Annotated in this window: 18 protein-coding genes; 9 read left to right on the top strand and 9 right to left on the bottom strand. The window is 73.1% G+C overall.

Features of this window, described 5'->3' with window-relative positions:
• Window positions 1-74 precede the first annotated feature (74 nt).
• Window positions 75-1,829, bottom strand: coding sequence for a DEDD exonuclease domain-containing protein (locus tag OG992_RS29435; RefSeq protein WP_238682820.1), 1,755 nt, complete (start codon window positions 1,827-1,829; stop codon window positions 75-77).
• A 127-nt stretch (window positions 1,830-1,956) separates the two neighbouring features.
• Here OG992_RS29435 and OG992_RS29440 point away from each other — a divergent pair, with 127 nt between their 5' ends.
• Window positions 1,957-3,411 carry an NYN domain-containing protein gene (locus OG992_RS29440; RefSeq protein WP_266304857.1) on the top strand — a complete coding sequence of 485 codons (1,455 nt, stop codon included), beginning with the start codon at window positions 1,957-1,959 and terminating at the stop codon, window positions 3,409-3,411.
• Window positions 3,412-3,553: 142 nt separating this feature from the next.
• Window positions 3,554-4,273 carry a DinB family protein gene (locus OG992_RS29445; RefSeq protein ID WP_266304858.1) on the top strand — a complete coding sequence of 240 codons (720 nt, stop codon included), beginning with the start codon at window positions 3,554-3,556 and terminating at the stop codon, window positions 4,271-4,273.
• A 101-nt stretch (window positions 4,274-4,374) separates the two neighbouring features.
• On the opposite strand, the gene OG992_RS29450 is transcribed toward OG992_RS29445, so the two are convergent.
• Entirely contained in the window at window positions 4,375-4,908 is a 534-nt protein-coding gene (locus OG992_RS29450) for a hypothetical protein (RefSeq protein ID WP_266304859.1), read from the bottom strand.
• A gap of 229 nt (window positions 4,909-5,137) precedes the next feature.
• On the opposite strand from OG992_RS29450, the gene OG992_RS29455 reads away from it, so the two are divergent.
• The 3 genes from OG992_RS29455 (at window position 5,138) to OG992_RS29465 (ending at window position 7,839) form a co-directional block, all read left to right on the top strand.
• The gene (locus OG992_RS29455) at window positions 5,138-5,356 is read left to right on the top strand and encodes a hypothetical protein (RefSeq protein WP_196918964.1); all 219 of its coding nucleotides are present in this window, start codon (window positions 5,138-5,140) and stop codon (window positions 5,354-5,356) included.
• A 102-nt stretch (window positions 5,357-5,458) separates the two neighbouring features.
• Window positions 5,459-6,718 (top strand): M48 family metalloprotease, encoded by a 1,260-nt coding sequence (locus OG992_RS29460; protein WP_266304860.1) that lies wholly within the window; start codon window positions 5,459-5,461, stop codon window positions 6,716-6,718.
• Entirely contained in the window at window positions 6,715-7,839 is a 1,125-nt protein-coding gene (locus tag OG992_RS29465) for a glycosyltransferase family 4 protein (protein WP_238682825.1), read from the top strand. The genes OG992_RS29460 and OG992_RS29465 overlap by 4 nt, the downstream gene beginning before the upstream one ends.
• Window positions 7,840-7,852: 13 nt before the next feature.
• Here the strand turns inward: OG992_RS29465 and OG992_RS29470 are convergent, their stop codons facing one another.
• The 7 genes from OG992_RS29470 to OG992_RS29500 form a co-directional block, all read right to left on the bottom strand.
• Window positions 7,853-8,515 carry a 1-acyl-sn-glycerol-3-phosphate acyltransferase gene (locus OG992_RS29470; protein ID WP_238682826.1) on the bottom strand — a complete coding sequence of 221 codons (663 nt, stop codon included), beginning with the start codon at window positions 8,513-8,515 and terminating at the stop codon, window positions 7,853-7,855.
• A gap of 20 nt (window positions 8,516-8,535) precedes the next feature.
• A complete protein-coding gene (locus OG992_RS29475) occupies window positions 8,536-9,120 on the bottom strand; it encodes a TetR/AcrR family transcriptional regulator (RefSeq protein WP_266304861.1) in 585 nt (194 codons plus the stop codon).
• 82 nt (window positions 9,121-9,202) lie between these two features.
• The gene (locus OG992_RS29480) at window positions 9,203-10,861 is read right to left on the bottom strand and encodes a bifunctional diguanylate cyclase/phosphodiesterase (RefSeq protein ID WP_238682874.1); all 1,659 of its coding nucleotides are present in this window, start codon (window positions 10,859-10,861) and stop codon (window positions 9,203-9,205) included.
• A gap of 79 nt (window positions 10,862-10,940) precedes the next feature.
• Window positions 10,941-11,750, bottom strand: a complete 810-nt coding sequence (locus OG992_RS29485; protein WP_238682875.1) for an SAM-dependent methyltransferase — start codon at window positions 11,748-11,750, stop codon at window positions 10,941-10,943.
• 189 nt (window positions 11,751-11,939) lie between these two features.
• Complete coding sequence (locus tag OG992_RS29490) at window positions 11,940-12,608, bottom strand: response regulator transcription factor (RefSeq protein ID WP_030337723.1); 669 nt, start codon at window positions 12,606-12,608, stop codon at window positions 11,940-11,942.
• Between the two features lie 7 nt (window positions 12,609-12,615).
• A complete protein-coding gene (locus OG992_RS29495; RefSeq protein ID WP_238682828.1) occupies window positions 12,616-14,307 on the bottom strand; it encodes a GAF domain-containing sensor histidine kinase in 1,692 nt (563 codons plus the stop codon).
• A 14-nt stretch (window positions 14,308-14,321) separates the two neighbouring features.
• Entirely contained in the window at window positions 14,322-16,136 is a 1,815-nt protein-coding gene (locus OG992_RS29500; RefSeq protein WP_266304862.1) for a long-chain fatty acid--CoA ligase, read from the bottom strand.
• A gap of 118 nt (window positions 16,137-16,254) precedes the next feature.
• On the opposite strand from OG992_RS29500, the gene OG992_RS29505 reads away from it, so the two are divergent.
• From OG992_RS29505 to OG992_RS29520, 4 genes are all read left to right on the top strand, one after another.
• A complete protein-coding gene (locus tag OG992_RS29505) occupies window positions 16,255-16,710 on the top strand; it encodes an SRPBCC family protein (protein WP_266304863.1) in 456 nt (151 codons plus the stop codon).
• Between the two features lie 31 nt (window positions 16,711-16,741).
• The gene (locus tag OG992_RS29510) at window positions 16,742-17,446 is read left to right on the top strand and encodes a hypothetical protein (RefSeq protein ID WP_266304864.1); all 705 of its coding nucleotides are present in this window, start codon (window positions 16,742-16,744) and stop codon (window positions 17,444-17,446) included.
• A gap of 76 nt (window positions 17,447-17,522) precedes the next feature.
• On the top strand, window positions 17,523-18,470 hold the full coding sequence (locus OG992_RS29515) for an ROK family glucokinase (RefSeq protein ID WP_091407561.1): 948 nt from the start codon (window positions 17,523-17,525) through the stop codon (window positions 18,468-18,470).
• A complete protein-coding gene (locus tag OG992_RS29520) occupies window positions 18,467-19,174 on the top strand; it encodes an endonuclease/exonuclease/phosphatase family protein (protein WP_266305294.1) in 708 nt (235 codons plus the stop codon). Before OG992_RS29515 ends, OG992_RS29520 begins: the two co-directional genes overlap by 4 nt.
• Window positions 19,175-19,243 lie beyond the last annotated feature (69 nt).

Below are 19,243 nucleotides of genomic sequence, written 5' to 3' on the forward strand. Positions count from 1 at the left end.
AGGCCCACGAATCGGGCAGGACTGCACTTCTCTAACAGCCTAAGCGAGTCAACGTAGTCCGATCGGTCAGTTGGTCATGAGCGTTCGGTCGAGAGTTGGTGGGACGCGCCGCTCTCGGCCTTCGCCAGCAGGTCACGGAAGCGGCCCGCGCCACTCGCCGGAGAGGACCAACCGGAGGACATCTCGACGAGTCGGGTCTCCGGTCGTTCCAACCAGGACAGGATCCGCTCGGACTCCTCGGCGGTGGCGGCCGGCACCGGACCGTGCCCACCCGACACCGTCTCGGCGGTGGCCCGGATCGTGGTCAACGTGGGACGCGGGTGCACGCCCGGCGGGGACACCCCCGCGCCGGCCAGTCTGCCGTGCCGGACCAGCGCCAACTCCCAGCCGCCCCGAGCAGCCGGCCGGGCCGCGGCCAACTCGACGATCCCGGTCAGCGCGGCCAGCCGCTGCATCCGCACTGTGGCCCGCAGCACGGCGGCCAGCCGGAACCGCACCACGGCGGCCTCCTCGTAGCGCTGGTCGCGGGAGAGCACGTCGATCCGTGCGAGCAGCGCGTCCACCACCGGCTGCGGATCGCTGGCCGTCGCGGTGCGGAAGGGCGCGGCGGCCCTGTCGTCGTACTCCTCGGGCGTGATCTTGTGTTCGCAGGGCGCCGGGCAGCGACCCAGCTCGGCCAGCGCGCAGGCTGGCGTGACGGTGCGTAGGGAGAGCCGGTGCGTGCACTGGCGCAGCGGCACCGCGTCGTGGAAACCGGCGGCGGCCAGCTCGGCGGCCCGCCGGGAGGTGAACGGCCCGAGGTACGCGGTGTCGGTGGGGGAGAGGTCGCGGACGATCGACAGCCGAGGGTACGGACCGTCGGTCAGCTTGAGCCAGACCATTCGTTCCGGGTATTTGGACCGGCGGTTGTACGGCGGGGCGTGCGCGGCGATCAACCGCAGCTCACGGACCTCAGCCTCCAACGAGTGGGCGCACTCCACCGCCTCCACCCGCTCGGCCGCGCCCAGCATCTCGGAGATCCGGGCGCGCTTCTCGCCGGCGGTGAAGTAGCTGCGCACCCGGGTGGCGATGTCGACCGAGGTGCCCACGTAGAGCGGCCGGTCGTCGGCGGCCCGGAAGATGTAGACGCCGGGGACCTTGGGCAGCCCTTCGGCCAGGTGCCGTTTGCGGCGCTGGGTCGGGGAGACAGCGCGGGCGAACTCGATGGCGTCGCCGACCGTGTCCACCCGGTGCCCGCCGAGCCGACCGATCAGCCCGTGCAGCACGTCGACAGTGGCCTTCGCGTCGTCCAACGCCCGGTGGGTGGGCTGGGTGGCGGTGCGGAAGTAGGCGGCCAGGGTGCCAAGCTTGCGGTTGGGCACCTCGTCGCGGGTCAGCACCCGGCGGGCGAGTGCCGCCGTGTCCAGGACCCGGGGGTTGGGCCAGCGGTAGCCGTGCTTGGCGCAGGCGGCCTTGAGGAAGCCCACGTCGTACGGGGCGTTGTGGGCCACCAGCACCGCGTCGTCGATGAACTCCAGGAAGCTCGGCAGCACCTGCTCGATCGGTGGCGCCGGCACCAGCATGGCCTGGGTGATGCCGGTCAGCACCGTGATGAACGGCGGAATCGGCTGGCCCGGGTTGACCAGGGTCGCCAGCACCCCCAACTGCTCGCCACCGCGCACCTTGACCGCGCCGATCTCGGTGATGCCGCCGCCGTCCGGCGCGCCGCCGGTGGTCTCCAGGTCGACCACCACGAACGTCGTCGCGTAGAGCGGCAGCGCCGGGTCCACCCCGCCCACCGCCGGGTCGAGACCGGCCAGTGACTCCTGGACGTACTCCGCCTGTGCCATCGGCGGCACGCTAGCGCCCCGGTCCGACACTCCCGTCGCAGCCGTCCCATCCGTCACCATGGGGCTAGGATGAGAGATCGGCTCACTCACCGGGCGGTGGGCCCGGTCGCGGTGGGAGACTTGCCACATGCCCCTCACCGAGCCGTACGACGACCACCTCCCGCAGGAGGATCCGGTCGCGCTCGACGGGGCCCTGGGCAACCCGGACGACAACGTAGTCACCGACACCTCTGGCGCATCAGGCCCGACGACGACTGGTGACGGCCCCGCCGCCGAGCCGGAGCCGACCCTGCCCGAGTCGGTCCGGCAGCGGATCGTGACGCTGACCGCCGCGGTGCTGCCCACCCTTCCCACCGACGAGGTCCCGGTGCCGTTGCGCCGGGTGGCCAAGTTCGCCCCCAACCGACGCGCCCGACTCGGCGCGCCGGTCATCGCCGCCCAGCTGACCGCCGACCCGCTGTTCCGGCAGCGGGTCACCGCACGGGTCCTGGCCGACGCCGGCGACCTCGGCGCGGCAGTGGTCGAGGGCACCGCACCGGCCGCCGCCGACCCGGTCGAGGTGGCCGCGCTGGCCTACCTGGCCCGGCCCCGTGGCTGGCGGGAGCTGATCGACGCCAGCGGCGCGGCAGTGCGCGCCGAGGCGGACAGCGCGGTCGTCGCCGAGTTGGTCCGCGAGGCCGAGCAGCGGGCCACCCGGGCCGAGCACGACCGCGCGGTGGCCCGGGTCGAGGCCGAGAAGCTCCGCGACGAGTTGGCCCGCGTCCGCGAGGAGCTGGGTCAGCTCCGCGAGGAGTCCCGACAGGTGGCCCGCACCCTGCGGGAGACCCAGGCCCGCGAGCGGAAGGCCACCGAACTGCTGGCCACCGAGCGAGGCCGGGCCGCCCGCGCCAGCGCCGACGTGGACGCCGAACTCCGCCGCGCCCGGGCCCGGCTGGCCGAGGCCGAGGCCGCCGCCGGGGTGGCCCGGGCCAGCGCCAAGGAGGCCCGCTCGGTCGACGACGCCCGGCTCTGGCTGCTCCTGGAGACCATCGGCCAGGCCGCCGTCGGGCTGCGCCGGGAGCTGGCGCTCGACCCGGTGGACAAACTCCCCGCCGACTTCGTCGCCGACGCGTTCGCCGAGCAGCCGGGCACCGCCCCGGCCGGCCCCGCCGCCCGCGCCCGCGACACCGACGACCCGGCCCGGCTCGACCAGTTGCTCGCCCTGCCCCGGGCGCACCTGGTGGTGGACGGCTACAACGTCACCAAGCGTGGCTTCGGCGAGATGTCCCTGGAGCAGCAGCGCAAGCGCCTGATCACCGGGCTGGGCGGGATCGCCGCGCAGACCGGCGACGAGGTCACTGTGGTCTTCGACGGCGCCGAGCGGATGCACGGGCTGCCGCCCGCGCCGCGCGGCGTACGGGTGCTCTTCTCCCGCAAGGGTGAGACCGCCGACGAGCTGATCCGGCGACTGGTCCGTGCCGAGCCGGCGGGCCGGCCGGTGGTAGTGGTCTCGTCGGACCGCGAGGTCGCCGACGGGGTACGCCGGCACGGCGCCTACCCGCTGGGCGCGGACTCGCTGCTACGGCGGCTCGCCCGCTCCTGACCGCAGCGGGCCGACCCGTCGACGGGCCGGGTCCCGGCGAGGGTTGGGTGAGCCCGGCCGGCGCGCCCCACGTCGCGCTGTGCCTCAACCTGTCCCACCCCGGCGCTAGCATCGCCGCGACCGCCGAGGGATGGGAGTCGCCATGGCACAGGACGACGTCAAGGACTTCGTCGACCGGGACCTGCGAGGTGCCCGGTTCAACAGGTCGACGCTGGCCGGTGCGGTGATGCGCGGCGTCGATGTGGATGCTCTGGACATCGACGCGCCGTGGCTGGCCGAGGGCACGTTCCTGATCAACGGCGTCGATGTCGTACCGCTGGTCGAGGCCGAACTCAACAGGCGGTTTCCCGGTCGCGACCTCCGGCACGCCGACAATCCGGACGACCTCCGGGTGGCGTGGGCGGCACTCGAACGGGCCTGGGCGGCGGCGGTCGACCGGGCTGTGTCCATGCCCGAGGGTGCTGTCGACGTCTCGATCGACGGGGAGTGGTCGTTCGCGCAGACACTGCGCCACCTCGCGTTCGCCGCCGACACCTGGTTGGGCAAGTCGATCCTGCGCCTGCCGCAGCCCTTCCACCCGCTCGGGCAACCCCATGCCGAGTACGAGACGGAGGGCTTCGACGTGTCGATCTTCGCCGTCGAGCAGCCGACGTTCGCCGCGACCGTCGAGCTGCGGGCCGAGCGGCAGGCGATGGTGCGCGACTTTCTCGTGGCCGTCACACCGGAGCTGCTCGCCGAGACTCGGCCGGCCGCCTGGTGGCCCGAGAAGCAGGTGTCGGTCCTGCACTGCCTTCACGTCATCTTCGGCGAGGAGTGGCAGCACCTCCGCTTCGCCTTGCGTGACCTCGACGCGCAGGGCTGAGACCTCGCCCCAACGGCCGCTCGGCCGCTCGGCGGCTCCGGCCATGCCGACGCTCCGGCGTTCGACCGCTCGGCATGGCCGGCGCTCGGGGCGGCCGCCGGTCAGGTGGCCGGTAGTCGCCGGGCCAGCTCACGACGCAGTGTGTCGGGGCCCGGCGTCATCCAGTTGAGCCGGACGACCAGCTCGTAGGGGCCGCGTCCGGGCGTCGACCACTGCCCGGGTCGCATGGGGGGCCGGGTCTGCTCCGGGTCGCGTGGCGTGACCACCAGCCGCGGATCCAGGCGGCCTCGGACCTGGGCGCTGGTCATGTTGACCCAGTCGATGCTGAGCCCGGTGCCGTTCGGTCCGGTCAGGTGCAGCGTCTCGTCGGTCAGCCGCAGCGGCAGACGAGGCTGCCGGCGCAGTTGCCAGTTGAGGACGAGCGCGACGACGGCGCCGATCCAGCCGAACCGCAGCGGTGCCTGCCACCAGGGCTCGTCGAACAGCGCCGCGTAGGCGGCCAGCAGAGCCGCGGCGCCCAGCACAGCGACGACCTTGGCGCGGCGGTGTCGGCGAGGGGAGTACCGGAAGTCCACGACGGACGAAGCATCGAGGTCGGCCACCGTCGCCCAGTGCCCGGGTGGCCGGTCGGCCAAACGACGCCCCTCCGTCGGTTGACGGCATGAGTTCGTCGGGTTCCTCGGTGTCGGGGTTCCGGCCGGGTGGGATACCCCGATATCGCTGATCTGGAGTGGATCTAGCCCTGAAACGGGCGGTCGGACGGGGTTCCTGTCGTACCCGGTGGTTAGTGTCGATGTCACCGACGGTGCTCGGTCGGCGACGAAAGGGCGTCGACCGAGCGCCGAGAGCCGATCAGGAGGCACGATGCTCATCGACTGCGACGGGTGCGCGAAGCGGGCCGACGGCTGTTCCGGCTGCCCGCTGACCGCCCTGTTCGACGAGACGTCCCCGGCGGCCGGGTTGGTCGCCGCCGAGGTCGAAGCCATCGAGGTGTTCGCCCGGGCTGGCTTCGACGTGGAGGTGCTGGCCGCGCCCGCGCGCCCGGAGGCAGCTCGCCGTCGTGCCACCCGCCGCGTCGCCTGAGCGCGGCACCGCGCCCGGAAGCGGGCTTCTCGCGGGCCATAGGATGAGCGGTCACGGCAGGAGGAGCGGCGCGATGAACGGGGAACAACGGGCGGTGACGCGGTGACCCCGCGCGGCTGGGCGCTGCTGACCCTGGCCGGGCTCACCCTCGCGCTGGTCGTGCTGGCCGCGCTGCTCATCCCGTGGCACCGCCCGCCGGCACCCCGGGCCGACCAACTCGCCGCGCTGCGCGACCTTCCGGCCGAGCAGGTGGCCAGGGGGCGGGAGTTCCGGGCCGCGCTGCGTCCCGGTGGCTATGCCGCACTCGCCGTCGGGCTGCTGATCGCCCTCGCGCTCGGGTTGACCCCGCTGGGCAGTCGCCTGGTCGAGCTGGTGGGCAGGCCGTTCGGTGGGCACTGGGCAGCACAGGCTGTGCTCGGCGGGCTGGCGGTGGTGCTCGTCGCCGACCTGGTGACGCTCCCGTTCGCCGCCTGGCGGCAGAGCGTGCTCACCCGCTACGGGTTGAGCACCAACGGCTGGAGCGGCTGGGCGGTCGACCTGCTCAAGTCGTACGCCGTCAGCGCGGTGATCGGCGCGGTGGCGCTGTTCGGCTTCTACGCGGTCATCCGGCTCGCGCCGCGCTGGTGGTGGGCGTTCGGTGCGGCCGGCGCGGCGGTGCTGGTGGTGCTGCTGTCGTTCGTGCTGCCGGTGCTGGTGGAGCCGGTGTTCAACCGGTTCACCCCGATGGAGCAGGGCCCGTTGCGCACCGAGCTGATGAGCATGGCCGCCCGCGACGGGGTGCCGGTGCGTGACGTGCTGGTCGCCGATGCCTCCCGGCGCACCAGGGCGGTCAACGCGTACGTCTCCGGTCTCGGGCCGACCCGACGGGTGGTCGTCTACGACACGCTGCTGCGGGAGGCGACCCCGGCCGAGGTGACCGCCGTCGTGGCGCACGAGTTGGGGCACGCGAAGGACTCCGACGTGGCGGCCGGCACGCTGACCGGGGCGCTGGGCGCCGCGGCCGCCGTGGTGGCGCTCTACCTGCTCGGCTCGTGGGGGCCGCTGCTGCGGCTGGCCGGTGTCGACTCGGTGGCCCAACCGCGTGCGTTCCCACTGCTGGTCGCCCTGGTCACGGTGGCCGGGCTGGTTGCCGCTCCGGTGCAGGCGCTGATGTCCCGACGGGTGGAGGCGCGGGCCGATGCGCACGCGCTCGCGCTCACCAACGACCCCGAGTCCTTCGAGTCGATGCAGCGCCGGCTCGGCTCGGTCAACCTCGGCGACCCCGACCCGCCCCGCTGGGAATACCTCTATTCGGCCTCACATCCGTCGACAGTGGAGCGGATGGCCGCCGCCCGCGCGTACGCCCGGGAGGCCGGCCGATGAACCGCACCCTGCTGATCACCAATGACTTTCCGCCCCGCCCGGGTGGGATCCAGTCGTTCGTGCACAACCTCGCGGTCCGTCAACCGGCCGGCTCGGTGGTCGTCTACGCGTCGAGCTGGCGCGGGGCCGCGAAGTTCGACGCCGACCAGCCGTTCGAGGTGATCCGGGAGCGTACCCGGGTGTTGTTGCCGACCCCGTTGATCGCTCGCAGGGCGGCCCGGTTGGCTCGCTCGTACGACTGCGACACCGTGTGGTTCGGCGCGGCGGCCCCGTTGGGCCTGCTCGCGGCCGGCCTGCGGCGTCGGGCCGGCATCCGCCGGGTGGTGGCGCAGACCCACGGGCACGAGGTCGGTTGGGCGGCGGTGCCGGCTGCCCGGCCGGCGCTGCGGCGCATCGGTCGGGGTGTGGACGTGACCACCTATCTCGGCGAGTACACCCGCAGCCGGTTGGCCCGGGTGCTGGACGGGGTGACCGAGCTGCGCCGCCTCGCGCCCGGGGTCGACGTGGACACCTACCACCCGAGCGTGGACGGTGAACAGGTCCGGGCCCGGCTGGGGTTGACCGACCGGCCGGTGGTCGTCTGTGTGTCCCGGCTGGTGCCGCGCAAGGGTCAGGACACCCTGATCCGGGCCCTGCCGGAGATCCGCCGCCAGGTGCCCGACGCGGCGCTGCTGATCGTCGGTGGCGGGCCGTACCGGGCGACCCTGGAGAAGCTGGCCCGCCAGACCGGTGTGGAACGGGATGTGGTGTTCACCGGCACCGTGCCGTCGGTGGAGTTGCCGGCGCACTACGCGGCCGGTGACGTCTACGCGATGCCGTGCCGCACCCGCAACCGCGGCCTCGACGTCGAAGGGCTGGGCATCGTCTACCTGGAGGCATCCGCGACCGGCCTGCCGGTGGTGGCAGGTGATTCCGGTGGCGCGCCGGACGCGGTCCGGGAGGGGGAGACCGGCTACGTCGTCCGCGGTCGGGACGTCGCCCAGCTTGCCGACCGGGTCGCCCGGCTGCTCGCCGACCGGGACCTGGCCCGTCAGCTGGGCGCGGCTGGCCGGGCGTGGGTGGAACGGGAGTGGCGCTGGGAGGCGCAGGCGGAACGCATGGCGGCACTGCTCGCCGGCTGATCGCCGCCGTCGTTCAGCTCTCCCGGGCGGGCGCGTAGTGCGGCACGTACTCCTGGCCGGTGAGTTTCTGGATCGCCGCCATCACCTCGTCGGTGACCGTCCGGATGTCGCGTGGCCCGTTGATCCGCTCGGCGACCGGGATCGGCGGGCCGAACCGCAGGGCGATCGGGTGTCGACGGGGCAGCCGCGCGTCGACAGGCAGCACCTCGGCGGTGCCGGTCACGCCGACCGGGATGATCGGCACTTCGGCGTCGCGGGCCAGCCGGGTCATCCCGACCCGGCCCCGGTAGAGCCGCCCGTCCGGGGAGCGGGTGCCCTCCGGGTAGACGGCGACCAGGCCGCCGGCGCGCAGCACCGGTACGGCGGCGTCGAGGGCGCGCAGGGCGGCCCGGCCGTCGGCGCGGTCGACCGGGATGGCACCCATGCCGGCGACGATCCGCCGGTTCAGCCAGCCGCCCGGACCCCGCCCGTTGAAGTACTCGACCTTCGCCCAGAAGGTGACGTGTCGGGGCGTCGCGGTGACGAGGAACAGCTCGTCGGCGACGGACAGGTGATTGCCGGCGAGGATCGCGCCGCCGTGTCGGGGCAGATGCTCCAGCCCTTCCACCCGGGGCCGCCAGCCAAACCGCAGCGCGGTGCCGACGGTCAGCTTGGTGACGTCGTACAGCAGGGGCACGTGTCCTCCGGGGTCGAGTTTCAGGCGGGCGCGGGGCCGAGGTGGGCCTCCAACGCGGCGCGCAGCAGGGCGTCGTCGTCGGTGGCTCCGGTGGCCAGCGGCAGGCTGCCCCAGGCCCAGAGTTGGGCGATGCCGTGCAGGTTCGCCCAGAGCGCGCCGGCCAGCACCGCCGCGGGCGCGTCGGTGGGCCGGCGCGCCTGCGCCACCAGGTCGGCCAGGACGGCGAACAGCGGCAGGCTCGTCTCGCGCAGCCGCAGTCGGCCGCTGTCCAGTAGGTCGTGGCGGAACATCATCTCGAACATGCCACGGTGGTCCGCCGCGAAGTCCAGGTACGTCCGGGCCAGCGCGGTCAATCGGGTACGCGGGTCCGGGCCGAGGTCACGCAGCGTTCGCTCGACCCGGGCGGTGAGGTCGGCGAAGCCCTCCCGGGCGATGGCGGAGAGCAGGTCGACGTGGGTGGGGAAGTAGCGGCGCGGTGCGCCGTGCGAGACCCCGGCACGGCGGGCGATCTCCCGCAGCGACACCGCCGACTGGCCCTCGCGCAGCACCAGGTCAACACCGGCGGCCACCAACCGAGCGCGCAGCCCCGTCTCGTCCGCGCTCATAGACAGTGTCTACCAGCTTCCGTAGACGCCGTCTACCTCGGCGGTGGGGCCGCAGTTTGGGGGGAGTGGGCGGGCCCGAGGGTCAGCGGATGCGGGCCAGGATGCGATCGGCGGGGGCCGGGCGGCCGAAGTGCCAGCCCTGCGCTGCGTCACAGCCGATCGCGCGTAGCCGCTCGGCCTGCCCGGCGGTCTCCACACCTTCGGCGGTGACGGTCAGGTCCAGCGCGTGCGCCAGCGAGACCAGCGAGGCGAGGATCCGCTCGTCGGTGCGGCCGACGGAGGGCGAGCGCAGGCCGGCCACGAACTCCCCGGCCACCTTCAGCTCGGTCACCGGCAGGTCCCGCAGGTACGCCAGGTTGCTGTAGCCGGTGCCGAAGTCGTCGATGGCGATGCGTACCCCGAGGTCGGCAAGGACCCGCAGGGCGCGGACCGGCTCCTCGGCGGTGCTCATCATCGTGCTCTCGGTGATCTCCAGTTGGAGCCGTTCCGGTGGCAGGCCGGTCTGCCGCAGCAGCGCGCGGACCTCCTGCACCAACCCGGGCCGGTGCACCTGCCGTACCGCCAGGTTGACGCTGACGAAGGGCGCGGTGACACCCCCGGCCGACCACGCCTCGGCCTCGCGGCACGCCTCGGCCAACACCCAACCGCCCAGCTGGACGATCAGGCCGGTCTCCTCGGCCAACCCGATGAAGCTGTCCGGGCGTAGCACCCCCAACTCGGGGTGCCGCCAGCGGACCAGCGCCTCCACGCCGACCAGGCTGCCGTCGCGCAGCGAGGTCAGTGGCTGGTAGTCGAGGTAGAACTCGCCCCGCTCCAACGCCGCCGGGATGGCCGCGGAGAGCGCGTAGCGGGCCAGTTCACGTTGGTTGCGCTCGGCGTCGTAGAGCGCCCAGCGCGCCCCACCGGCGGACTTCGCCCAGTGCAGGGTGCTGTCGGCGGCCCGCATCAGGTCGGTCGGGTTGGCCCCGGCCACCTGGCGCTCGACGATGCCGATGCTCGCCGAGATCTGCAGCTCGTGCCCGTCGACCAGCGCCGGTGTGCGTACCGCGGCGAGCGCGGTCTCGGCCACCGCCACCATGTCGTCGGTGCCGGCGGTGTGTTCCACCAGGATGACGAACTCGTCGCCACCGAGCCGGGCCACCAGGTGCTCGCCCATGGCCTTGCGCAGCCGCTCGGCCACAGTGGCCAGCAGCAGGTCGCCGATCTGGTGCCCCAGCGTGTCGTTGACCACCTTGAAGCGGTCCAGGTCCAGGAAGCACACCCCGACCCGCTGCGCGCCCCGGCCCGGCTCGTTGAGCGCCGCGGCGAGCCGTTCGGTGAACAGCGTCCGGTTGGGCAGACCGGTGAGCGGGTCGTGGGTGGCCTGATGCCGGAACCGGGCCTCGCTGGCCCGCAGCGCCCGCTCGGCCTGCGTACGGGCCCGCATGGCGGCGCGGCGGATCGACTCCTGCTCGTCGAGCGTCCGGTCGCGCAGCGCGCGGGCGTAGCCGGTCGCCACGGCCGCCAGCAGCCGGGCCATCCGGTCCTCGACGTCCTCGGCCACCAGGCCCAGGTCGCGCACCAGGCGGAGCTGGATGACCTCGACGGTACGACCCAGCCCTTCGGCGGAGGCGATGTGCGCGGCGACCAACTCGGCGCCGACCCGGTGCCCGGCACGCAGGTCGAACGGCTCGGTGAGCAACGCCCCGGCCAGTTGCCCGGTGAGCCGGTCCAGCAGGGACTCCAACTGGGCCTGGGTCATCGGTAGGTAGCTGGTACCGGAGACCGCCTTCGCCCAGGCCCGGGCGAACGTCCCCGGGTAGGGGTTCGCCCGGGGCGACTCAGTCACCGAGGCGCCCGACGCCGCCCATGAAGACCGCCCGCTCGGCGTCCTCCGCGCTCTCCGGAGTGTCCGGTCGCCACTCGGGCACCCAGACCACGCCGGGGTCGAGCAGCTCGAAGCCGTCGAAGAGCGCGGTCAGCTCGGCGCGGCTGCGCACCGACAGCGGGTTGTCGGTGCGCCGGTAGACCCGCTCCGCCTCGGCGCGTTCGTCCTCGCTGCGCCCGTCGTCGCTGGCCTGCGACAGCACCAGGTAGCTGCCGGGCGCCAACGCGTCCCGCAGCGTCCGCAGCAGCTCCGCCGGCCGGTCCTCGTCGGGGACGAAGTGCAGGACGGCCACCACCATCACGGCCACCGGTTGGCTCAGGTCGAGCAGCTTGCGGACGTCCGGATGGGCCAGGATCGCCTCCGGGTTACGCAGGTCCTCCTGCACGACCGCGGCCTGCTCGTTGCCGGCGAGGATCTCACGGCTGTGCGCCACCGCCACCGGGTCGACGTCCACATAGACCACTCGCGACTGCGGGTCGAGCTGCTGGGCGATCTCGTGCACGTTGCCGACCGTCGGGATGCCCGAACCGATGTCCAGGAACTGCCGGATCCCGGCGTCGGCGAGGTGGTGCACGGCACGGCGCAGGAACGCCCGGTTGGCCTGGGCCATCAACGGTGCCTCGGGCACCGCGGCGACCATGGCCTGCGCCGCGGCCCGGTCGGCGGCGAAGTTGTGTGAGCCGCCGAGGTAGTAGTCGTACATCCGCGCGACGCTCGGGCGCTCGATGTCGATGGTGTCGGGTGCCCAGTCCGGCCGCTGCATGCGTTTCACCCCTCGAATCCGCGACGCGAGCATCGTCGCCCGCGCGGGTATTGTGCACCCGCCACGCACGCCAGACCATAGCGCGCCGAAGGTTGCCCGCCGACGTCGGTCGATGCGCGACGGTCCGCGCCGGCCGAAGCTGGCGCGGACCGTCGGTCGCGTCGTCCCGCTGAACGAGCGGGAGGCAGGTCAGAACTTCGGCGCGTCCGGTGCCTCGAGCAGGCCCAGCCGGAGCGCGGTCATCAGGGCCTGAGCCCGGTTGGCCGCGCCGAGCTTCTCGTAGAGCTTCGAGATGTGCGTCTTCGCCGTGGACTCGCTGACGAACAGCTGCTTGGCGATGCCCGCCACGCTCATCCCGTCGGCGAGCAGCCGCAGCACCTGCCCCTCCCGGGGAGACAACTGCGGGCCGGACGGGGCGAGCCGGCGCTTCATCGCCTCGGCCAGGTCGGCCGCGGTGAACGCGCTGGGGGAGGAGGCGGCGTGCCGTGCGGCGGCCACCACCTCGTCGGCCGGGGCGGTCTTCGGCACGAAGGCGCTCGCGCCGGCCTCCAGGGCGCCGAAGAGCTGGTCGTCGCCGGCGTACATGGTCAGCACCACGATGCCCATCGACGCGCTGGACTTCCGCAGTGCGCGGGTGGCCTCCAGGCCGCTGCCGTCGGGCAGCCGCAGATCCATGATCACCACGTCCGGCTGCAAGGCGCCGGCCTGGCGTACTCCCTCCGCCGCCGTGGCCGCCTCACCGACGACCTCGAACTGGCGGTCCCGCTCGAAGGCGTGCCGCAAACCCTTGCGAATCAGGTCATGATCGTCGACAAGGAGGACCTTGGTACGGGTGGCCGGTATCGGACTTGTGGTCATCCTCGGGTTACTCCCCTTCTGGTGCTGCGCTGCCGCGCACGTTATCGCGCCGGGCCGAGGTGCCGAGAACCACCGCCACAGTCGTGCCGCTGGGTTGCCGCGGCCTGATCTCCAACCGGCCCCGGATACGTTCCGCCCTCTCGGCCATGATCGCAAGACCGTACCGCCCGTCCGGGCGCTGGTCAGCCATCCCCTGACCGTCATCCGACACTTCTATTTGCGCGTACGGGGGGTCGACCTCACACGTGACCCACAAATTCGACGCCCCGGCGTGCTTGCGCGCGTTGGTCACCGCCTCCTGCGCGATGCGCAGCAACTCGGCTTCGGTGGCGGCCGGCAGCCGGGCGGTGGACTCGTCCAGCGAGAGGTGCACCCGCAGCCCGCCGGACGCGCCCACTGTGCGCGCGTACTCGGCGATCGCCGCGGCCAACCCACCCTGCCGGTCCACCTCGCTGCGCAGCTCGAAGAGGCTCAGCCGCAGCTCCTGGATCACCCGCGTCACCTCCCCGCGTAGCGTACGCAGGGCCTCGGCGGTCTCGTCGGCGTCGTCGAAGACGGTGGCCAGGGCGTTGTCGATGCCGTAGCCGACCATCACCAGTTCCTGGGCCACCCCGTCGTGGATCTCCCGGGCCAGCCGCTGCCGCTCCTCGTTGGTGGCCAGCGAGCGCACCTCGTCGAAGAGCAGCGCCGCCTCCAGCCGCAGTGCGGCCGGTCGGGTCAGTGCTGTCACCCGGGACACCACCGGCGGTGGGTACGCGTGCGCGGCATCGGCCTCCAGCACCACCAGCCCCACAGTGCGCACCCCGGCGACCAGCGGAATGATCAGCGCGGACACGTCGCCACCGCGGTGCGAGCGGGACTGCGACCTGGCGGCAGTGGTGGCCTGCTGGGTGGCCCAGGCGTCGGCGATCGCCGAGTCCGCGTCCAGCGTCGTCTCCCAGTCAACCCGGTCGACGCCGGCCTGGGCGAGCACCACGAGCCGACCTCCGCCGCTGGCCGACAGCACCGCGCCCCGGTCCGCGCGGGCCACGGTGCGCAGTTCCTCCAGCAGGTGCTCGGAGATGCCGCCCGGATCCAGGGTCGCCCCGGGCAGCTGCCGGGCCACAGTCCGCAGCTGGGTCAGCAGCCGGGTCGCCTCGGCGTACGGCTGGGGTTTGCCCTCACCGCGGACCGCCATCACCCGGTGTAGCGTGCCGGCGGCGTAGAGCCCCAGCGCCGCCAGGATCAGCCACTGCGCGCAGACCGCGAGGTAACCCAGTTGGCCGAGCTGGAGATCACCGTCGACCCGGGTCAGCGCGCCGCTGAGCAGCAGGGTCGCGGCGGTGACCACGAGCAGCGCGGCGCCCTCCGGGAAGCGGCGGCGCAGCGCGGTGACGGTCACCGGGACCGCCAGGTAGGGCAGCACCGCCGAGGCGCCCAGGCCGTCGACTGTGCCACCGATGGACGCCACAGCGGCGACGTGGCTCGCGGCCAGCCCCAGCACCACCACCTCGGCCACCCGGCTCAGCGGGCCGACCAGCCGGTGCTGCGGTGCCAGCAGCGACGGCAGCCCGGCCACCGCCAGCAGCGCGATCCACCAGAGCTGGGTGACGTCGCGGGTGGCGAACAGGGTCAGGATGGCGATCAGCGCCAGCATCACCACGCGGGCGGCCGCGGCGAGGGGATGCGGGTGCGGGGCGGTGGCTGTGGATGCGGGCACGTGACGGATGGTAGTCAGCCTCGGTAGATATCGGCGATCTCCGCCGCGTACGTCTTGTGGACAACCTGGCGCTTGACCTTGAGCGACGGGGTCAGCTCGCCGGTCGCCTCGGTGAAGTCGTGGGGCAGGACCCGGAACACCTTGATCGCCTCGGCCTTCGACACGGCCTGGTTCGCGGCGTCGATCGCGGCCTGGATCTCCTTGCGGAGGCCCTCGTGCTCGCGCAGCTGCTCGATGGTGGTGTCGAGGGGCATGCCGGCGCTCTCCAGCCAGGTCGGCAGCGCCTCCTCGTCGACGGTGACCAGTGCCGCGATGAACGGCTTCCGGTCGCCGACCACGACACACTGGCTGATCAGCGGGTGCGCCCGGACCAGGTCCTCCAGTACCGCCGGGGCGACGTTCTTGCCGCCGGCGGTGACGATCAGCTCCTTCTTGCGGCCGGTGATGCTCAGGTAGCCGTCGGAGTCGAGCTGGCCCAGGTCGCCGGTGCGGAACCAGCCGTCGGCGCTGATCGTCTCGGCGGTCGCTGTCTCGTTGCGCCAGTAGCCCTGGAAGACCAGCTCGCCGGAGATCAGGATCTCGCCGTCGTCCTCGATCCGCACTGTCACGCCGGGCAGCGGACGGCCGACGCTGCCCATCCGGGTGCCGCTGGGCAGGTTCGCGGCGGCGGCGGGCGAGGTCTCGGTGAGGCCGTAGCCCTCCAGGACCGTCACGCCGATGCCCCGGAAGAAGTGGCCGAGCCGGGCGCCGAGGGGCGCGCCGCCGGAGATCGCGTCCCGGCACCGTCCGCCGAGCGCGGCGCGCAGCTTGCGGTAGACCAGCCGGTCGAAGACCACGTGCTGGGCGCGCAGCGCCAGGCCGGGGCCGCCCGGGGTCTCCAGCGCCTCGCTGTACGCGATGGCGACCTGCTCGGCGCGGGCGAAGATGCCGCCCTTGCCGTCCGCCTCGGCCTTCTGCTTGGCGGCGTTGTAGACCTTCTCGAAGACCCGGGGTACGGAGAGCACGAAGGTCGGCCGGAACGCCTGTAGCTCGGCGACCAGGTTCTTGGTGTCGGCGCAGTGCGCCATGGTGGCTCGCGCCTGAACGACGCCGATCTGGATGAGTCGGGCGAAGGCGTGCGCCAGCGGGAGGAAGAGCAGGGTGCTCGCGCCGGCGTTGAACAGGTTCGGCAGCACCGGCACCGCGTTGGCGATGTCGGCGTACATGTTGCGGTGGGTGAGCACGCAGCCCTTGGGCCGGCCGGTGGTGCCGCTGGTGTAGATGATCGTGGCCAGGTCGCCGGCGCGGACGGCCTTGCGCCGCCGCTCGACCTCGGCCAGCTCGACGGTGGCACCGGTGGTGACCAGCTCGTCGACCCCGCCGCTGTCGATCTGCCAGACCTGGCCCAGCTCCGGCAGTCGATGCCGGACACCGGCGATCAGGGCGGCGTGGGCCTCGCTCTCCACCACGACGGCGACCGCGTTGGAGTCCTCGAGGATCCACGCGGCCTGCTCGGCGCTGGACGTCTCGTAGATAGGCACCGTCACGGCACCGACGGTCCAGATGGCGTAGTCGAGCAGCGTCCACTCGTAGCGGGTGCGGCTCATCAGCCCGACCCGGACACCGGGCTCGATGCCGGCGGCGATCAGCCCGCGGGCCACGGCGGCCACCTCGTCGCGGAACTGGAGGCAGGTCACCTCGGTCCATTCGGTGACGGTGCCGTCGGCGCGCGGGGTGGGGCGGGCGAACTGGACGGTGTCGGGCGCGACTTCGGCGTTGTCCCAGACCGGATCGGTGAGGTTGGCCGCGTCGCCAACGGTGACGATCGGCGGGACGGAGAACTCGCGCACCTGCACTCCTTCGTGCTCGCACTGGTTGGGCCGGCCGCCGCCGTGGCGTCGGCATGTGTCGAAACCTACCCGGCGGGCGGTCGGGGTGAGACAACCAGGAGGCGGGTAGCCTCCCCCCATGGCGGACTCCTCCACCCAGTCGATCATCATCGGCGTCGCACCGGATCGGGTGACGGCGGTCATCTGCGACTTCGCGCGCTACCCGGAGTGGACCGACGCGGTGCGTCGCGCCGAGGTCGTCGAGGAGTACGAGGACGGCTACCCCAGTCAGGTGCGTTTCACCATCGACGCCGGGGTGATGGCCGACGAGTACGTGCTCGCCTACGAGTACGCCGAGGACCTGTCCCGGATCGAGTGGCACCTGGTCGCCCCCTCGAAGATGCAGAAGGCCCAGCGTGGTTCGTACGACCTGGTGGGTAACCCGGACGGCAGCACGACGGTGACCTACACGCTGGAGGTCGACCTGTCGGTCGGCATGCTCGGGATGTTTCGGCGCAAAGCCGAAAAGATGATCATGGACACCGCGTTGAAGCAGCTCAAGCGCCGGGTAGAAGCAACCGGTGCGGCGCAGTGACGTGTCCGGTGGCACGGTAGAGGAGCCGACGGTGGGTGGAACGGATCCGGGTTCGGCCCGGGAAGAGGCGGAGCGACTGGTCGCCACCCTGCTGGCGGGGGCGCGACTGGCCTCCGCAGGCTCGGCGGGCGGCGCGTTCGGCTCGTTGGGCGGGATGCTGTCCGGTGTCCTCGGTCACAGCGCGGGCCCGGACGCCCGCTCCGGCGCCGGTGGTGCTTTCGCCACCGGTTCGGCCGAATGCTGCGTCTGCCCGGTCTGTCGAGGCATCGCCGCGTTGCGGGACCCGAGTCCGGAATTCGCCGAACGGCTCGCGACCGGCGCCGGTGACCTCGCCGCGGGCGTCGCCAGCCTGCTCCGCGCGTTCTCCCCGCCGGAACCGTCCGCGCCGAGCCCCGCCGAGCCGGCCGCCGAGCCGACCACCCCGCCCTCGCCGGCACCCGCCGCGAGCAGCGACGGCGTGCTCCCCGAGGCACCCCCGAGCGCCCCGCCCACAGCGGCAGTCGACAACCACGTGTGGCGCGATGCCACCCGTACCGGGCATGATTCTCAGCCGGCGCCGGAGCGGGATGTCTGGTCGGTCGCCACCCGGACGGCGGACCCACTCGCCCCGGCCGCCGTACCACCCGTCGACGAGGCCGGGACGGCGACCGTACCGGCACCGACCACCCGTCCCGTGGTGCCCGCCTCGCGGGTGCCCGATGACGCCGACGCGGAAGCATCGGGCGACGGCGCCTGAGCGCGGGACCTTCCGACCCGGACCGGCACTGGGCCGGAACCTGGGCCGGACAGCACAGCAGAGGGGGGCGGTAGCGGTGACGCTGACCATCGGAGTCGACGTCGGTGGCACGAAGGTGGCCGGCGGTGTCGTGGACGACACCGGCACGGTCCTCGTGCAGACCCGACGGGACACTCCCGCCGATGACGTGGCCAAGACCCGCGACGTCATCATCGAGTTGGTCGGCGAGCTGGCTGCCGGGCGGACCATCGAGGCCGTCGGCATCGGCGCGGCCGGTTGGATCGACGCCAGCCGTTCGACAGTGCTCTTCGCCCCCAACCTGGCCTGGCGTGACGAACCGCTGCGCGAGTACGTCAGCGAGGCCGTCGGGCTGCCCGTCATCGTGGAGAACGACGGGAACGTCGCCGCGTGGGCCGAGTTCCGCTACGGCGCGGCCCGCGACGCCGACGACTCGATGATCATGTTCACCATCGGCACCGGTGTGGGTGGCGGCATCGTCCTCGGTGGCGACCTGATGCGCGGCGCGCACGGCATCGCCGCGGAGTTGGGCCACATGCTTGCCGTGCCGGACGGGCACCAGTGCGGCTGCGGCCGGCTGGGCTGCATCGAGCAGTACGCCAGCGGCAGCGCCCTGGTGCGGTTCGCCCGTGCCGGCGCCCGGCAGGAGCCCAACCGGGCCACCGCCCTGCTGAAGCTGGCCGGCGGTGAGGCCGAGGCGATCACCGGCCCGATGGTGACCGCCGCCGCGCAGGGCGGCGACCCGGTCTCCGCCGAGGCGTTCGCCCAGATCGGCCGGTGGCTGGGCACCAGCCTCGCCGACATGGCACAGATCCTCGACCCGCAGACCCTGGTGGTCGGCGGTGGCGTGATCGACGCCGGTGACCTGCTGCTCGGTCCCACCCGCCGCTCGTACCTCGACGCGCTCGCCCAGCGCGGTCGCCTGCCGGTGGCCGAGGTGCTCCCGGCGGAGCTGGGCAACAGCGCCGGGGTGATCGGCGCCGCTGACCTGGCCCGCCGGATCTGAGGCGGTCCGGGATGGGCGTGCCACTGCGCGTGGTGTCGTACAACATCCACAGCCAGCGCGACGACACCGCCGCGCTGGCTGCGGTGGTCCGGGCCGCGACGCCGGACGTGGTGATCGTGCAGGAGGGGCCGCGCCGGTTCCGGTGGCGGCAGAAGTCCGCCACGTTGGCCGAGTCGTTCGGCCTGGTGGTGGCCGCCGGTGGGCTGCCCGCCCTGGGCAACCTGCTGCTGACCAGTCTGCGGGTCCAGGTGCTGGGCACCCGATGCCAGCGTTTCCCGCTGACCCCCGGTCGGCACCTGCGCGGGGCCGCGTACGCCGACTGCCGGGTCGGTGACGCCCGGTTCACCCTCGCCGGCTCGCACCTGTCCACCGACCCGGCCGAGCGGCCCTCCCAGGCCACCGAGCTCAAGCGTGGCCTGGACGCGGCGACCAGCCCGGTGCTGGCCGGGGCGGACCTCAACGAGGGTCCGGACGGGCCCGCCTGGGCCACCGTGTCGCGCGGGTTGACCGACGCGGCGGTGGCGGCCGACCGGGCCGAGCGGCTCACCTACTCCTGCGCCGACCCGCGCCGACGTATCGACGCGCTCTTCGTCGACCCGCGGATCACAGTTGTCGACTACGACGTGGTGGACACCCCGCAGACCCGTCGGGCCAGCGACCACTTCCCGGTCCTGGTCGACCTGCTGCTACCCGCCACCGGCTGACCCCCGACCCCGGCCCGACCGTCGGCGCATCCGGCCCCAGGACTGGACATCCGGCCCGGTTGTGGAGAG

Source organism: Micromonospora sp. NBC_00362, assembly GCF_026342155.1.
Lineage (GTDB): Bacteria > Actinomycetota > Actinomycetes > Mycobacteriales > Micromonosporaceae > Micromonospora > Micromonospora hortensis.

What these genes read in the sequence shown, in the direction of transcription:
- OG992_RS29480 (WP_238682874.1), bottom strand. Translation starts at nt 10,861, where the DNA reads ATGACCCAGGCCCAGTTGGAGTCCCTGCTGGACCGGCTCACCGGGCAA.
- OG992_RS29490 (WP_030337723.1), bottom strand. Translation starts at nt 12,608, where the DNA reads ATGACCACAAGTCCGATACCGGCCACCCGTACCAAGGTCCTCCTTGTC.
- OG992_RS29440 (WP_266304857.1), top strand. Translation starts at nt 1,957, where the DNA reads ATGCCCCTCACCGAGCCGTACGACGACCACCTCCCGCAGGAGGATCCG.
- OG992_RS29445 (WP_266304858.1), top strand. Translation starts at nt 3,554, where the DNA reads ATGGCACAGGACGACGTCAAGGACTTCGTCGACCGGGACCTGCGAGGT.
- OG992_RS29475 (WP_266304861.1), bottom strand. Translation starts at nt 9,120, where the DNA reads ATGAGCGCGGACGAGACGGGGCTGCGCGCTCGGTTGGTGGCCGCCGGT.
- OG992_RS29505 (WP_266304863.1), top strand. Translation starts at nt 16,255, where the DNA reads ATGGCGGACTCCTCCACCCAGTCGATCATCATCGGCGTCGCACCGGAT.
- OG992_RS29485 (WP_238682875.1), bottom strand. Translation starts at nt 11,750, where the DNA reads ATGCAGCGGCCGGACTGGGCACCCGACACCATCGACATCGAGCGCCCG.
- OG992_RS29455 (WP_196918964.1), top strand. Translation starts at nt 5,138, where the DNA reads ATGCTCATCGACTGCGACGGGTGCGCGAAGCGGGCCGACGGCTGTTCC.
- OG992_RS29465 (WP_238682825.1), top strand. Translation starts at nt 6,715, where the DNA reads ATGAACCGCACCCTGCTGATCACCAATGACTTTCCGCCCCGCCCGGGT.
- OG992_RS29435 (WP_238682820.1), bottom strand. Translation starts at nt 1,829, where the DNA reads ATGGCACAGGCGGAGTACGTCCAGGAGTCACTGGCCGGTCTCGACCCG.